A 14,269-nucleotide genomic window follows, 5' to 3' on the forward strand; every position below is an offset into this window, starting at 1 on the left:
GGTAGAGCAGTGATGGTGCACGAGAAGTGTGGGGCCGCTGTCACACTTCTCGTTGCTCTCGGCAGAGATTGGCCTCCTGGCTGCTCTGCTGGACATTGATTGCATCCTGCACGGAGGGACAGATCGACGCGATGCACACTCCTCTACTGGTGGCTCTCGCTGGACCGGTAAGGCAGGGAGAGCCAATTGAGGCTTTTCTGGCTTTTCTCTGGGACTCTGGTGCTCGCTGGCTCTGGGATCTGAGGCGACGGGCGCTGTCGGGGTGGGGATCGAAAGGAGGCGGCCATGTCTGATATGCGTCCTTCCCCGTTGGGCGTCCATCCTGCGAGGCAGGGGCCGCCCTCTCCTGCGCTCTCGCCCCAGCAATGGCAGCCGCTGCTGGTCAAGGTGCCGGAGATCACGGTCTACTTCTGGGTGATCAAGCTCCTGACGACGGCTTTGGGTGAATCGACCTCAGATTTTCTGGTCTACCAGATCAATCCATATGTGGCGGTGGGCTTGGGCTGCTTTGGCCTGGTGGCGGCTTTGCTCTTGCAGCTCTCGCTGCGGCGCTATATCGCCTGGGTCTACTGGCTAACGGCCTTGATGGTGGCGGTCTTTGGGACGATGGCCGCTGATGTGCTGCATGTGGTGCTCGGCATCTCGTATGTGGTTTCGACGACCTTTTTCTCAGCGGCCCTGGCGGTGATCTTCGTGGTCTGGTATCTGTGCGAGCACACGCTCTCGATCCACAGTGTCTATCGCGGGCGCCGCGAGCTGTTCTACTGGGCGGCGGTGATTGCCACCTTTGCCCTGGGAACGGCGGCGGGCGATCTGACGGCGGCTACGCTCAATCTTGGTTACTTCCCCTCGATCCTCCTCTTCGCGGTCCTTTTTGCACTGCCCGCGCTGGGATACTGGTTGCTACGTTTCAATGCAATTGCGGCCTTCTGGTGGGCTTATATTGTGACCAGGCCCCTGGGGGCTTCGATTGCCGACTGGCTCGGCAAGCCCTATCTGGGTGGCCTCGGTCTGGGTGATGGTAAGGTCTCGCTGGTCTTGCTGATCCTGCTGGTCCTCTTTGTGGCCTACTTGAGCGTCACGCATCGTGATGTGCAGGGCCGTTCCGCTGAGAGACGCTGACCAGCTCTGATCAGCTGTGATCGGCTGACCAGCTGACTGAGAACGGACGGGCCTATGCTGCGCCGGGCTGGATCGTGATGGGTGCCTCACCGTCTTCAGCGGCAGGTGGTGGGGCACCCTGTTTTTGGCTGGTTCTCTGCTGTATGCTTGACTGGCCGGAGCTGTTCCTCATGGTGAGTCGGCTCAACTCCAGTCAGCGCCCTGATTGGTCCTGTGCAGGGCCGAGCTGGGAACAACGGCATAGAGGTGCACGCTGATGCCTCCGGCGCTGCTCATGGAGGCGAGGAGCTGATAGTGTTGGTCTGGCCAGGTCTCGACGGCGCTGACCTGCTGGGCGGCCTGGCTATCAGGGACACGCTCGACGATGGAGAAGAGGCGCGGATGTTGATGGGCGTAGGCCCGCGTTTGCTGGGCGTAGATCAGGATCGAATAGTTGAGCAGGTAGAGCAGAGCGGCGCAGAGGGCCGAGGGTAGACGTAGGATGAATTCGGTGGGAGCCGGTCCGAGGGCGCCCGTGAGCTGCAGCCAGAAATGCAGTAGGAGATAGTACAGTTCCATGTTCGGCTCGGGGCCCCAGATGGCTTGCCAGAGCCGTGGCAGCGGCTGACGCGCCAGTTCGACTGAGAAGGCTTCGTCGAACCAGAGGCTTGGAGATCCCAGGGCATGCAGATAAAGCAGTAGGGCGGCGAAGAACAGGAAGACGACAGACAACCAGGCAGCAGCCTGGTCGAACGATGCGCGCAAGCGAAGCTGCTGACTGAGAGGACCGGTTGCATTCCGTGCGGCAGGGTTCATCAAGGCGCAGGGCAAGGACTGCTGTGCGGCGGAGACTGCCGGCAGCGCCTGCCCCGTCCCTCGTCCTGAGCGACCCTGGCCCCGTTATCCTAGCTTGTTCCTGGCTTCAAGCAAAGCCTCTCTCAGGGCATCAAGTCGTTTGTCCTTCCCAATAGGGAGGGTCCTCATTTGCATATAGATACGCTCTACCCAGCCAATTTGACGTGCTGAGCGATATTCGGTTGCTAGCTCTAGACCTTTCAAGACAAGCTGAAGACCCTCATCAAGTTCTCCAAGCCGAAAGTAGGCTTTGCCTTTATTAATAGTATAAGCGCCAAGTTCTCGCAGGGGTCTGAATTGCCGGAGTCGATCGGTCTCCTCAAACACTTTGACAGCTTCGGCGGGCTTCCAGAGTTCGGCCAGGCCACCGGCCTTGGCCCAGAGGACGTCATCGAGGCTGAAGTCGTTGGCCAGTCCTGCGATGCTCTCCTTGTGGGTCGTGGCCAGATCGAGGGCTTGGTCGATGCAACGCAGAAATGGCTCGTGTTGGCCGCGATCGGCGTAGACGGTCGAGAAATTGACATAGTACATGCCCTGGGTGGCGGTGCTGGCCCCTTGCAGATACTGGTGAGCGGCCTCGAAGCAGCGGATGGCAGTGGAGAAGCGTCCGCGCTTGCGCAGGAGGCTGCCTTGATAGACCATGCCGATGGTGAGCAGGTCGGGGTCCTGGAGTTCCTCAGCCAGGGCGATGGCTTCGGAGAAATGGCCGGAGGCGGCGGCCAGGTCGAGGTGGTCGACGGCCATGCGACCGAGCATCTGGTGGGCGTAGGCGAGCAGCTGCTGAGCGGGCCGGAGGAGGTCGCCGTGGTAGGAGATGAGGGCGGAGTCGAGCTGAGAGACCAGCTCGTGAAGCTTGTCTTCGAGGGAGGGAGCTTGATCGGCGATCCAGAGCAGGTAAGAGAGCTGGACCATATCACGGCCAGGGGCGAGGAGCATCTGAAGGATGGCGCTGTCGGCTTGTTCGGGGCGTTGGGGGTGGATGGAGCGGCGTGGGATGCCGCGACCGATGGCGTCGAGCTGGTCTTGAGGGATGTCGAGGAGGTCGGCGAGGCGCAGGACCTGCTGGAGGCTATCAAGCTTGCGTTGGCCGCGTTCGATTTGGGAGACGTATTCGCGGCTGTAGCCCCAGCGCTGGGCCAGTTCTTCCTGGCTCCAGCCGCGTTGGAGGCGGTAGGTGCGGATGAGGTGGCCGAAGGTATGCGGAGATAACATGGTGGCAGGCTCCTCTCTGCGGCGTCAGTAATCGGGGGCAGACTCGGCCAGGGCGTCAGCGAGGGAGCGGCTGGCGCGTCCGGCCTGCTGCTGGAGCTGGTCGAGGTAGCGCTGAACGAAGTGGAGACGATCAAGGAAGCGCTGGAGGCCTTTCTGTTTGAGTTCGGGGAGGAGATCGAGAGCGAGGGAGGTGCCGGCGTCGAACTCGTGGGCCTTGACGAGGACGATGACGCGGGCGGTGAGCAGCATCAGCTCCCAGAAGCGGGTAGCAGGCAAGGAGTGCTGAGCGAGGTCGAGGTAGTGGAAGGCGAGCTGAGATTGCCCGAGATCAGCGCAGCTACGCGCGTACTCTTCATAGACAGTCCCGCGGTTGTAGAAGAGTGGGAGGCCGGAGACTGTGGGGCGAAAGCGTTCGGGTGCGAGGGCTTCGGCCTGCTTCATGGCGGAGTCGAAAGCCTGCAGGTCCTGACGACGCAGATAGACGCGCGCCAGCAACTGCAGGCTGTTGCCTTGCGCTACCGGGGTCACGTTGGCGATCTCTAGAGCAGCTTGCAGGAGGTCAGCCGCCTGATCCAGCCGACCGAGCCGTCGATAAAGATCCCCTTGATAGGTCAGGGCCAAATTCAGGAGGGAAGGAGCCTGTATCTGCTGTGCGATTGCCTCTACTTCTCTGTAGATGGAGAGTACACGATGCCACTCCTCGACAGGAGCCGCTCGGAGCAGAATGTAGCCAGCAGTGAAGTAGGCGCTGGCCAGTTCCTGTAAAGAGAGGACATTGTGCTGCTCTGGGAGGGAAAGGGTAGAGAGTACCTGCTCAATCACGGCACGAGCGCGAGCCACCTCTGCTGCTTCCATCAATTGCCAGGCGTGCTGAAGGAGAGCAGCCAGTTCGTGGGGGGAGCGAGGGAGTGGCTGGGGAGCCAGGCCCAGTGCCTCGGGAGGGACACCGAGCCAGTCAGCGATGCGTCGCAGCTCGTGGATATTGCTGAGCTGGCGCTCGCCCGTCTCATAGGCGCGGATCGTACGAGGTTCGACGTGCAAGAGGGCGGCCAGTTGCTCCTGGGTGAGATGGTGCTGTTGCCGATAGCGCTTGAGGAACTGGCCGGCGAGAGAGACAGGCTGACGGGGCGGCTTCACGGGTGCTTCCTCCTGATGGGTCTGCATGCTGCACAAGAGAGAACGCAAGCTGTGCCTGTTGCCAGGCGACGGATCGCGCGTATCCTCCTGGTTATTCTAGCTTCTTCCTGGCCTCAGACAAGGCGTCTTTCAAAGTATCAAGACGTTTATCCTTCCCGATGGGGAGGACGCGCAAACGCTGATACGTTTTTTCGATCCAGCCTAGCTGACGTCTTGACTGATAGGAGGTGGCTAGTTCTATCCCTTTCAAGGACAGAGAGATTCCCTCATCTAGTTCTCCCAGACGTAAGAAAGCCTCTCCCTTATCGATCAGATATGCACCAAGTTCTCGCAGTGGTCTGAATGGACGCAATTTATCCGTTTGCTCATAGATCTTAAGGGCTTCAGCGGGCTTCCAGAGTTCGGCCAGGCCACCGGCCTTGGCCCAGAGAACGTCATCGAGGCTGAAGTCGTTGGCCAGTCCTGCGATGCTCTCCTTGTGGGTCGTGGCCAGATCGAGGGCTTGGTCGATGCAACGCAGAAATGGCTCGTGTTGGCCGCTATCGGCGTAGACGGTCGAGAAGTTGACATAGTACATGCCCTGGGTGGCGGTGCTGGCCCCTTGCAGATACTGGTGAGCGGCCTCGAAGCAGCGGATGGCAGTGGAGAAGCGTCCGCGCTTGCGCAGGAGGCTGCCTTGATAGACCATGCCGATGGTGAGCAGGTCGGGGTCGCGAAGCTCCTCACCGAGGGCGACGGCTTCGGAGAAGTGGCCGGCGGCGGCAGCCAGGTCGAGGCGGTCGACGGCCATACGTCCGAGCATCTGGTGAGCGTAGGCGAGGAGCTGCTGAGCGGGTTTGAGGAGGTCGCCGTGGTAGGAGATGAGGGCCTGGTCGAGCTGAGAGACGAGGTCGTGGAGCTTGTCTTCGAGAGAGGGGGCTTGATCGGCGATCCAGAGCAGGTAAGAGAGCTGGACCATGTCGCGGCTTGGGGCAAGGAGCATCTGAAGGATGGCGCTATCAGCTTGTTCGGGGCGCTGGATCGGGATGGAGCGGCGAGGGATGCCACGTCCGATGGCGTCGAGCTGGTCTTGAGGGATGCCGAGGAGGTCGGCGAGGCGCAGGACCTGCTGGAGGCTGTCGAGCTTGCGTTGGCCACGCTCGATCTGGGAGACATATTCACGGCTGTAGCCCCAGCGTTGGGCCAGGTCGGCCTGACTCCAGCCGCGGAGGCGGCGGTAGGTACGGATGAGGTGGCCGAACGTATTCTTGGGTAACATCACGAAGGCTTCCTCCGCTTCTGACAGGTAGCATAGTGTGCCGTCGCAAGGAACATGTAGTACCGTTGCTATCCTGATATTCCTGCTATGATATAAGTCAGAAAAGCATCTGACTATCTCGATGGACAGTATAGTCGTTCGAGGAAGATAGTGACAAGTAGAAAGGAGGAGACTGCAGTATGGCCACCGCGCCCCAGCCCTGTCTCTCAAACGTAGCGCGCAAGCAGCCGCCCTGCGAGCGCTGTCGAAACGTTGGGCCAGGTCGGTCTGACTCCAGCCGCGGAGGCGACGGTAGGTGCAGATGAGGTGGCCGAAGATGTGCTCAGATACCATGGCGGCAGGCTCCTCTCTGCGGCGTCAGTAATCGGGGGCAGACTCGGCCAGGGCGTCGGCGAGAGAGCGGCTGGCGCGTCCGGCCTGCTGCTGAAGCTGGTCGAGGTAGCGCTGAACGAAGTGGAGACGGTCAAGGAAGCGCTGGAGGCCTTTCTGTTTGAGTTCGGGGAGGAGATCAAGGGCGAGGGAGGTGCCAGCGTCGAACTCGTGGGCCTTGACGAGGACGATGATGCGGGCGGTGAGCAGCATCAGCTCCCAGAAGCGGGTAGCGGGCAAGGAGTGCTGAGCAAGGTCGAGGTAGTGGAAGGCGAGCTGAGATTGCCCGAGGTCAGCGCAGCTACGCGCGTACTCTTCGTAGACGGTGCCACGGCTATAGCGGAGAGGAAGATCGAAGAGCGTTTGGGTGAGCTGCGCAGGTGCGAGGGCTTCGGCCTGCTTCATGGCGGAGTCGAAAGCCTGCAGATCCTGGCGACGCAGATAGACGCGCGCCAGTAATTGGAGGCCGTTGCCTCGCACAGGATCGGGAACGTTTGGTAACGTCTGGGCGGCTTCCAGATACTGTGCGGCCTGCACAAGCCTTCCTCGACGTCGCTCGATATCTCCCTGGTAGGTCAGCGCTAAATGAAGGAGGGTCGGCTCCTGGAGCTGGCGCGCAATCGCTTCTACTTGCTGATAAAGCTCTAAGACGCGCTCCCATTCGCGAGTGGTGGTCGTTCTGAGCAGAACGAAGGCGGCGACGTAGTAGGTGCGGGCAAGCATCTGGAGTGAAGAAGGATCGTGCTGCTCTGGGAGGGAAAGGGTAGAGAGTACCTGCTCAATCACAGCACGGGCGCGAGCCGCCTCTGCCACATCGATGAGCTGTACAGCGTGCTGAAGGAGATCGGCCAGCTCGTAGGGGGAGCGAGGGAGTGGCTGAGGAGCCAGGCCCAGTGCCTCGGGAGGGACACCGAGCCAGTCAGCGATGCGTCGCAACTCGTGAATATTGCTGAGCTGGCGCTCGCCCGTCTCATAGGCGCGGATCGTGCGAGGTTCGACGTGCAAGAGGGCGGCCAGTTGTTCCTGAGTGAGATGGTGCTGCTGCCGATAGCGCTTGAGGAACTGGCCAGCGAGCGAGACAGGCTGACGGGGTGGCTTCACGGGTGCTTCCTCCTGATCGATCTCCATGCTGCACAAGAGAGAACGCAAGCTGTGCCTGTTGCCAGGCGACGGGTCGCGCGTATCCTCAGAGAGGATGATCCAGCTGGCGGAGGCAGATCGCAGCGTATCCTGGCGGGATGGCCGGCGCTGGCGTACTGCCAGGTCGTTCACCAGATCAGGCGCTCTCGATGGTGTTCTTCGCTTAGTATAACACGAGTCAGCTGCAAAGAAGCAAGGTTACGTATATCTGATCAACCGGAGGTACGACTTACTCTGGAGCAAGAGGTCAGTCAAAGAAAGGAGGAAACTGCAGTATGGCCACCGCGCCCCAGCCCCGTCTCTCAAGCGGAGCACCCAAACAGCCGCCCTGCGAGCGTTGCCTCTGCCGCAGTCTCTGTCTCAAGCAGCCGATCGTCTTGCCGCGTAGCGAGCGAGCGTCGTGGGCCACCATCCTGCGTCGGTTGCTCTCCGAGCGGGAGGAGGGGCAGGCATGATCTGGACCTGGCTCACCCATCTGCTGGGGGCCGCCAGCCCCCCTGCCGTCGCCGCAACTGGCGCTAACGCCGCCGGCCCCGGTCCCGCCGAGACCTATGCCCTGCCGCGCTCGCGCCGGGAACAGGCCCGCCTTGAGCTGCAACACTTCGCCCTGCGCCAACTGCTCGGCACCCACTTCCTGGCGCCCATTGAGCAGCCGGGCGTGATCCTGGACGTCGGCAGTGGAACCGGCGTCTGGCTGCGCGAAGCCGCTCGCCGCTGGCCCCACGCCCGACTCGTTGCCCTCGACAAAGACCTCTCCCTGTTGCGTCAGCCGCTCCCTCCCCGCTGCCAGCCAGTTCAGGCTGATCTGCTGGCCGGCCTGCCCTTCCCCGAAGCCCACTTTGACTACGTTCATCAGCGCTTTCTGGCAACCGCCATTCCCCTCACCGCCTGGCCCGGCATCCTCGACGACCTGCTGCGCATCACCAGGCCCGGTGGCTGGCTTGAACTGATCGAAGCTACTGGTGATACCTGCAACGAAGGAGCGCTTCACCAGCAGGTCCGCGCCTGGTTCAGCGCCCTCCTGGAACGGCGTGGCCTGCGCCTGGATGCGGCCCTGAACCTGCCTCACTGGCTGCACGAGCGCGGCCTACAGCCACACACCCTACGCTTCCAGATGCCCCTCTTTGGACGCCGGCAGGGCGCTCCCCTCTTCCGCGAAGATATCCTGAGCGCTTTGCGGACCCTGGGGCCGCAGCTTGCCGCCGTCAACCATCTCTCTCGCGAGCAGGTGGCCGAGACGCTCGCCGCCCTGCCCCAGGAATGGGAGCGCCTGCGCACCAGCAGCGGAGGAATAGCCGTCTGGGGGCGCAAACCATGAGCCGGCGTCGTCCATCTCCTCAAGGGCGCCAGCCGAGACGCCCGCGCCGCCGTTCGCTGCTGGCCGGCATGCCACAGTTTCCACTGGCCACCCTGGTTGAATGGGTTCTTGCCGGGCGCCTGCTAGCCGAACTGCAGGAGCAGCTCTTTGCCATGCTCTCCCCTAGCGGACAAGCCTGCTGGGAGCATTGGCTCCAGACACAAGAAGTGCTCTGGCTGCAAGGTCGCATGGCCCGGCAGCTCAGCGAAAGCGAGCAGGGGACCCTGTGCGGCATGCGAGAAATAGAGGAGGTGCTCAGGCTTCTAGAGAGGCGCTGTCAGCAAGCGATGGCCAGTCAGGCGACCCTCCTGGTCTATTTCACAGAGCCGGAGATTCATCAGATCCGCTGGCTGCTGGGCCTGGTCGAGAGCTTTCTGAGACGCTCCTGCCGGGGCCTGAAAGCCAGAGACCTGCCCCTCGAGCTGCGCGTTGGGCGCAGCCTGCTGCGGCGCCTTGGGAGAACCCTGCGCGATCAGCCGCGGCGCGAGAGCCTTAACTGACGCGGCTGCCAAAAGTACCCTTGCCAGGCTGGGTCCGGCTCCGCTACAATAGGACCAACCGTGTCGCCTCAGCGCCTCGCCTTCGCCAGCGCAGCGCAACCGGGGCCACGAGGCAGAGCAAGCCAGAGACAACACAGCAGGTGATCGAGGGGGACAGGTAGAATGATGCAAGAGGGCAGGCCCCTGGACTTCATGCGCGCGCGCCTGCAGGCCCTGCGCGAAGCCCAACTCCATCGGCGGCTGCGCCCAGAGCTGGGGAGCAGTGAACCCTGGCTAGAGCGCGATGGGCGCCGCCTGCTCAATCTCAGCTCCAACAACTACCTTGGCCTGGCCACCCATCCGGCCCTCAAGGCCGCCGCCAGCCAGGCCAGCGAGCGCTACGGCTGCGGCTCCGGCTCCTCGCGGCTCATCGCCGGCAGTAGCGACCTCCACGCCGAACTAGAGCGGCGCCTTGCCCACTTCAAAGGCAGCGAAAGCGCCCTCCTCTTCAACAGCGGCTACGTCGCCAACGTCGGCGTCATCACCGCCCTGGTTGGCCCTGGCGACCTCATCCTCAGCGATGCCCTCAACCACGCCAGCATCATCGACGGCTGCCGCCTCAGCCGTGCCACCTGCAAAGTCTACCCGCACAACGACAGCGATACCGTCGCGCGCCTGCTGGCCGAGGCGCGGAGCAGCGGGCAGTATCGCACGATCCTCGTCGTCACCGACTCCGTCTTCAGCATGGATGGCGACATCGCTCCCCTGGGGGACCTGATCGCCCTCTGTCGTCAGTACGGCGCTCTGCTGCTCGTCGACGAAGCCCACGCCACCGGCTGCCTGGGACCGGGCGGGCGCGGGCTGCTGGCTGCCGTCGCCTGCGACGACGAGGGCGTCATCGCCGTTGGCACTCTCAGCAAGGCCCTGGGCAGCTTCGGCGCCTTCGTGGCTGGCCCCGCCCTGCTCACCGACTACCTGGTCAACGTCGCGCGCCCCTTCATCTTCACCACTGCCCTGCCGCCGCCGGTCATCGCCGCCTCCCTGGCCGCCCTCACTCTCCTTGAAGAGCAACCCGTGCTCGTCGAGCGCCTTCAGGCCAACGCCGCCTACCTGCGTCGGGGACTGCAAGCCCTCGGCTTTAACACCCTGACCTCCAGCACCCATATTGTGCCGGTGCTCGTCGGCGATGCCGGGCTGGCCCTCAAGATGGCGGCGCGCCTGCAAGATTATGGCGTCCTCGCCGTTGCCATCCGTCCGCCGACGGTGCCAGCGGGCATGGCGCGTATCCGGGCCAGCGTCATGGCTGTGCACGAGCGCAGCGACCTCGATTTTGCCCTCGAAGCCTTCGAGCGTGTCGGGCACGAGCTGGAGCTGCTCCGCTGAGAGCGTAAGGCACAGCAGAGCTGAAGCAGGCTCTGCCTGAGCAGCCCGAAGCAGGCCAGAGCGCAGGAGAGGTGGAAGTCTGCACGTGCCGGCAGAGAGATGGAAAGAGATACTACGGAGGAGAAAGGAGAAGCTATGGCCTCTCACAGCGAGAGCATTCGCTGGCAGAATCTCGACAAAAGCGTCCTCTGGCACCCCTTCACCCAGCAAAGCGACTGGGAGGCGGAAACCCAGCTTGTCATCGAGCGCGCCGATGGTTGCTATCTCATCGACAGCGATAACAATCCCTATCTTGACGGCGTCTCATCGCTGTGGGTCAACATCCACGGGCATCGTCACCCGACCATTGATCAGGCCATTCGCGAGCAGCTAGAGCGCGTCGCCCATACCACCTTTCTCGGCCTGACCCATCCGCCTGGCATCGAACTGGCGCAGCGGCTCGTCGATCTCGCGCCAGGGCGCCTGCAGCGCGTCTTTTACTCCGACACCGGGGCCGCCGCAGTCGAGATCGCCCTGAAGATGGCTATTCAGTATTGGCAGCAGTGTCCTTCACCACAGCCGCAGCGCACCAAATTTTTCGCCCTGCACAGCGCCTATCACGGCGACACCGTCGGCGCTATGAGCGTCGGCGGCATCGAAATGTATCGCCATTCCTATCTATCCTTGCTCTTCCCTCACGTTGAGGCCCGCAGCGCCTACTGCTACCGTTGTCATCTGCAGAAGACCTATCCGTCATGTCGGATGGCCTGTCTCGAAGAGGTGGAGCGGGTCATCAGCACCCATGCACACGAGCTGGCGGCGGTCATCATGGAGCCGCTGGTCCAGGCGGCGGCGGGTATCTATGTCTATCCCAAGGGCTACACGCGTGCCGTCTGGGAGATCGCCAAGCGCCACGGCCTCCTCTTCATCGCTGACGAAGTCGCCACTGGCTTCGGGCGCACCGGCAAGATGTTCGCCTGCGAGCATGAGGGTATTGAGCCAGACCTGATGGCCATCGGCAAGGGCCTGACCGGGGGCTATCTACCGCTGGCTGCGACTCTGACCACGGAAGAGGTCTATCGCGCCTTCCTTGGTCCCGGGCGCACCTTCTACCACGGCCACACCTATACCGGCAATCCGTTGGCCTGTGCAGCAGCCCTGGCCAACCTGAAAGTCTTCGAGCAGGAGGAGACGCTGCAGCGGCTGGAGCTGCGCATCGCCCTGATGGAGGAGTGGCTACGCTCTTTCCGCGCCCTGCCAATTGTGGGGGACATTCGCCAATGCGGTTTTATGGTTGGGATCGAGCTGGTCCGGGACAGGAAGACGAAGACGCCTTTCCCGCCCGAGCAGCGGGTGGCCGTGCGCGTTATCAAGGAGGCGCGGAAGCGTGGTCTGATCTTGCGCCCGCTTGGCGATGTTCTGGTGATCATGCCGCCGCTGGCGATTTCGCATCCCGAGCTAGTGCGCTTATTGGACATCACCTATGCTGCTATAGAGAAAGTTGCGGAGGAAGTGCTCTCATGAAATGGGCCTGCTTTATCACTGGCACCGATACAGGAGTTGGCAAGACCATTGTCACGGCGGCTCTGGCCGCAGCCCTGGTGCAGCGCGGGCTGCGCGTTGGGGTGATGAAGCCGGCGGAGACCGATTGTCCCCCGGAGCAGGGGCGTGAAGGCGCGCACGATGCCCAGTTGTTGCGTTGGGCGGCGCGCTGTACGGCCCCGCTGGAGCTGGTGGTACCCTATGCCTTGCCGCTGCCGCTGGCGCCGGCCCTCTCGGCGGAAGAGGCTGGGGTCACTATCGAGCTGGCCGAGATCGTCCGCTGCTATCGGGAGCTGCTGGAGACCCATGACGTGGTGCTTGTCGAGGGAGCTGGCGGCCTGTTGGTGCCGCTGACGGCCCAGCAGACCATGCTTGATCTGGCTGTCACGTTGGAACTCCCGCTGCTGGTCGTTGCTCGCAACGTCCTTGGCGTCATCAATCACAGCTGCCTGACCGTAGCGGTAGCCAGCCGACGGACGCGCGTGCTGGGCGTTGTCCTCAATCATCCGGTCCCGCTCGACGAAAGTGATCCAGCGGTCCGCCGCAATGCCGACGCCTTGCGGCGCTGGTGTCCGGTGCCGTTGTATGGTCCCTTGCCCCATCTCGCCGACCTGAGCGAGGAGGCCCTGACGGCAGCTGGCAGTCGGCTGCTATCTGCCAAATTGCTAGAGGGCATGGCGCTTGACATCGCCGAGGGCGAGGGAATCGCTGCAGAAGCGGCAGCCGCGGCGGGGGAGGGGATTCCAACCGAGCCGCTCAATGATGCGGGCGCCTGATGATCAGCAAGCCGTTTGGGGAGGAGAGACAATCAATGCTCGTCGATTTCCAGCACCTGGCTGATAAGGCCATCGATGGGGAGGTGCTCACGCGCGAGGAGTGTCGTGCTGTGCTGACCTGCCCGGATGAGCAGGTGTTAGAGCTACTGGCAGCCGCCTATCGGGTGCGGCGCACTTTCTGCGGTCGGCGTGTGCATCTCCACATGCTCATCAACGCCAAGAGCGGGATTTGTCCCGAGGATTGCCATTACTGTTCGCAGTCGAGTATTTCGCGGGCGGCCATCGAGCGCTATCCGCTGGTCAGTCTGGAACGCCTGTTAGAGGGGGCGCGCCGGGCGAAAGAGGCGCGCTGTCGACGCTACTGTATAGTCATTAGTGGGCGTGGGGCCAACAATCGAGAGATCGACTTTCTGGTGCGGGCTGTGCGGCGCATCAAGGAAGAGGTAGATATTGCTATCTGCTGCAGCGTTGGCCTGATCTCGGAGGAGAAGGCCCGCCAGCTGTATGAGGCGGGAGTGGAGCAGCTCAACCACAACTTGAACACCAGCGAGCGCTACTATCCGTCTATCTGTACAACGCACACCTATGAGGATCGCTGGCAGACGCTGCAGGCGGCGCGGCGGGCGGGCCTGCATCTCTGTAGTGGGGCGATCTTTGGTCAGGGTGAGTCGCTGGAGGATATTATTGATGTGGCGCTGGCCTTGCGCGAGCTGGAGCCGCAGTCGATCCCAGTGAATTTCCTGTTACCGATTCCGGGAACGCCGCTGGAGAACACGCGCTATTTACGTCCCTATGACTGTTTACGCATTCTCTGCCTGATGCGCCTGACCAATCCGAAGCAGGAGATTCGCGTCTCGGCGGGGCGAGAGGTGCATCTGCGTTCTTTGCAGCCATTGGCGCTCTATGTGGCCAATTCGGTCTTTGTCTCGGGCTATCTGACGACGCCTGGGCAGCACTATGAGGAGACATGGCAGATGATTCGCGATCTGGGTTTTGAGATCGAGGAGCATGGGCCTGAGGCGTTGGGAGAGGTGGAGCCGGCTCCGGTGTGTGGCGAGACGCCAGGGAGTGGGGAGCGCTGAGGGCTAGATCAGACCGTTCCATTGGACTTGGGTGGCCAGCCTGCGGCTGCAAGGCTGAAAGATGGAAGACAAGGCGCCCGCTCTGTCCTGGCCGATAGAGCGGGCACTTTTTTTATCGCTGCGGGAGTCTGAGGAGGCCGACCCGACGCTGGCTTTAGGCGCTGCTCCCTGCCTGGGAATGCGCCTTCGAAGCGGCCTTCGCTGGCAGGTAGATAGGGAAGCAGGAGCGCGCAGGTGTTCGGCGTCGGAAGCGCTGTAGACCTGCTCCAGGAGGGACAGGAGCGTATCAACGTCGCTCAGCTGAGCACTGGCGTGATCTGCCAGCTGGTAGTAGAGCTGAGGGTTGCCGCGCGTGGATGTGGGCCAGGAGAGCCTTGCGGTCTTCTTGGATGAGAGCGAGTGGATGCGGCGCCGATCTGTTGGAGTTCAGCGATCAGTTCGTCGAGTGACATGGTAACACCAGCTTTGGTGTGTGGTAGGTATGGGGGTCAGCCCCACCCCCGGTTGAGATGGGGCTGACTAGGGGAGGAGCGAAACCAGCTCCGGCTTTGGTGGAAGTGGGATGGTACGGAAAAAGGATCTGGCTTAGCTGGCTAGGG

Annotated in this window: 13 protein-coding genes; 8 read left to right on the top strand and 5 right to left on the bottom strand. The window is 62.5% G+C overall.

The features are described from left to right. The first annotated feature begins 285 nt into the window (after positions 1-285). Positions 286-1,122: a COG4705 family protein gene (locus A4R35_RS19565; protein WP_223258415.1), complete on the top strand. Its 837-nt coding sequence runs from the start codon at positions 286-288 to the stop codon at positions 1,120-1,122. Positions 1,123-1,305: 183 nt separating this feature from the next. On the opposite strand, the gene A4R35_RS19570 is transcribed toward A4R35_RS19565, so the two are convergent. The 5 genes from A4R35_RS19570 to A4R35_RS19590 all read right to left on the bottom strand — a co-directional run bounded on the left by A4R35_RS19570 (position 1,306) and on the right by A4R35_RS19590 (position 7,033). After that, complete coding sequence (locus A4R35_RS19570; protein WP_146747272.1) at positions 1,306-1,866, bottom strand: hypothetical protein; 561 nt, start codon at positions 1,864-1,866, stop codon at positions 1,306-1,308. A 135-nt stretch (positions 1,867-2,001) separates the two neighbouring features. Then, entirely contained in the window at positions 2,002-3,168 is a 1,167-nt protein-coding gene (locus A4R35_RS24400; RefSeq protein ID WP_189362061.1) for a helix-turn-helix domain-containing protein, read from the bottom strand. A 24-nt stretch (positions 3,169-3,192) separates the two neighbouring features. Beyond that, on the bottom strand, positions 3,193-4,305 hold the full coding sequence (locus tag A4R35_RS19580) for a helix-turn-helix domain-containing protein (protein WP_189362063.1): 1,113 nt from the start codon (positions 4,303-4,305) through the stop codon (positions 3,193-3,195). Positions 4,306-4,396: 91 nt separating this feature from the next. Further along, the gene (locus A4R35_RS19585) at positions 4,397-5,563 is read right to left on the bottom strand and encodes a helix-turn-helix domain-containing protein (RefSeq protein ID WP_189362065.1); all 1,167 of its coding nucleotides are present in this window, start codon (positions 5,561-5,563) and stop codon (positions 4,397-4,399) included. Positions 5,564-5,920: 357 nt separating this feature from the next. Further along, on the bottom strand, positions 5,921-7,033 hold the full coding sequence (locus tag A4R35_RS19590) for a helix-turn-helix domain-containing protein (protein WP_189362067.1): 1,113 nt from the start codon (positions 7,031-7,033) through the stop codon (positions 5,921-5,923). Between the two features lie 314 nt (positions 7,034-7,347). Here A4R35_RS19590 and A4R35_RS19595 point away from each other — a divergent pair, with 314 nt between their 5' ends. The 7 genes from A4R35_RS19595 (at position 7,348) to bioB (ending at position 13,670) form a co-directional block, all read left to right on the top strand. Beyond that, positions 7,348-7,527 (top strand): hypothetical protein, encoded by a 180-nt coding sequence (locus A4R35_RS19595; protein ID WP_112432377.1) that lies wholly within the window; start codon positions 7,348-7,350, stop codon positions 7,525-7,527. Beyond that, on the top strand, positions 7,524-8,390 hold the full coding sequence (locus tag A4R35_RS19600) for a class I SAM-dependent methyltransferase (RefSeq protein WP_112432379.1): 867 nt from the start codon (positions 7,524-7,526) through the stop codon (positions 8,388-8,390). The genes A4R35_RS19595 and A4R35_RS19600 overlap by 4 nt, the downstream gene beginning before the upstream one ends. After that, positions 8,387-8,929 (top strand): hypothetical protein, encoded by a 543-nt coding sequence (locus A4R35_RS19605; RefSeq protein ID WP_112432381.1) that lies wholly within the window; start codon positions 8,387-8,389, stop codon positions 8,927-8,929. Before A4R35_RS19600 ends, A4R35_RS19605 begins: the two co-directional genes overlap by 4 nt. 162 nt (positions 8,930-9,091) lie before the next feature. Continuing rightward, positions 9,092-10,291, top strand: coding sequence for an 8-amino-7-oxononanoate synthase (bioF, locus tag A4R35_RS19610; RefSeq protein ID WP_223258416.1), 1,200 nt, complete (start codon positions 9,092-9,094; stop codon positions 10,289-10,291). A 135-nt stretch (positions 10,292-10,426) separates the two neighbouring features. Next, on the top strand, positions 10,427-11,794 hold the full coding sequence (bioA, locus tag A4R35_RS19615; RefSeq protein ID WP_223258417.1) for an adenosylmethionine--8-amino-7-oxononanoate transaminase: 1,368 nt from the start codon (positions 10,427-10,429) through the stop codon (positions 11,792-11,794). Beyond that, positions 11,791-12,588 carry a dethiobiotin synthase gene (bioD, locus tag A4R35_RS19620; RefSeq protein WP_112432386.1) on the top strand — a complete coding sequence of 266 codons (798 nt, stop codon included), beginning with the start codon at positions 11,791-11,793 and terminating at the stop codon, positions 12,586-12,588. Before bioA ends, bioD begins: the two co-directional genes overlap by 4 nt. Positions 12,589-12,623: 35 nt before the next feature. Further along, positions 12,624-13,670, top strand: a complete 1,047-nt coding sequence (gene bioB / locus A4R35_RS19625; RefSeq protein ID WP_112432388.1) for a biotin synthase BioB — start codon at positions 12,624-12,626, stop codon at positions 13,668-13,670. The last annotated feature ends 599 nt before the right edge of the window (positions 13,671-14,269 follow it).

The organism is Thermogemmatispora tikiterensis, assembly GCF_003268475.1.
GTDB lineage: Bacteria > Chloroflexota > Ktedonobacteria > Ktedonobacterales > Ktedonobacteraceae > Thermogemmatispora > Thermogemmatispora tikiterensis.

Excerpts from the sequence above, each read along its gene's own strand:
- bioF (WP_223258416.1), top strand. The coding sequence starts at position 9,092 with ATGATGCAAGAGGGCAGGCCCCTGGACTTCATGCGCGCGCGCCTGCAG.
- bioD (WP_112432386.1), top strand. The coding sequence starts at position 11,791 with ATGAAATGGGCCTGCTTTATCACTGGCACCGATACAGGAGTTGGCAAG.
- A4R35_RS19600 (WP_112432379.1), top strand. The coding sequence starts at position 7,524 with ATGATCTGGACCTGGCTCACCCATCTGCTGGGGGCCGCCAGCCCCCCT.
- bioA (WP_223258417.1), top strand. The coding sequence starts at position 10,427 with ATGGCCTCTCACAGCGAGAGCATTCGCTGGCAGAATCTCGACAAAAGC.
- A4R35_RS19595 (WP_112432377.1), top strand. The coding sequence starts at position 7,348 with ATGGCCACCGCGCCCCAGCCCCGTCTCTCAAGCGGAGCACCCAAACAG.
- A4R35_RS24400 (WP_189362061.1), bottom strand. The coding sequence starts at position 3,168 with ATGTTATCTCCGCATACCTTCGGCCACCTCATCCGCACCTACCGCCTC.
- A4R35_RS19605 (WP_112432381.1), top strand. The coding sequence starts at position 8,387 with ATGAGCCGGCGTCGTCCATCTCCTCAAGGGCGCCAGCCGAGACGCCCG.
- bioB (WP_112432388.1), top strand. The coding sequence starts at position 12,624 with ATGCTCGTCGATTTCCAGCACCTGGCTGATAAGGCCATCGATGGGGAG.
- A4R35_RS19585 (WP_189362065.1), bottom strand. The coding sequence starts at position 5,563 with ATGTTACCCAAGAATACGTTCGGCCACCTCATCCGTACCTACCGCCGC.
- A4R35_RS19565 (WP_223258415.1), top strand. The coding sequence starts at position 286 with ATGTCTGATATGCGTCCTTCCCCGTTGGGCGTCCATCCTGCGAGGCAG.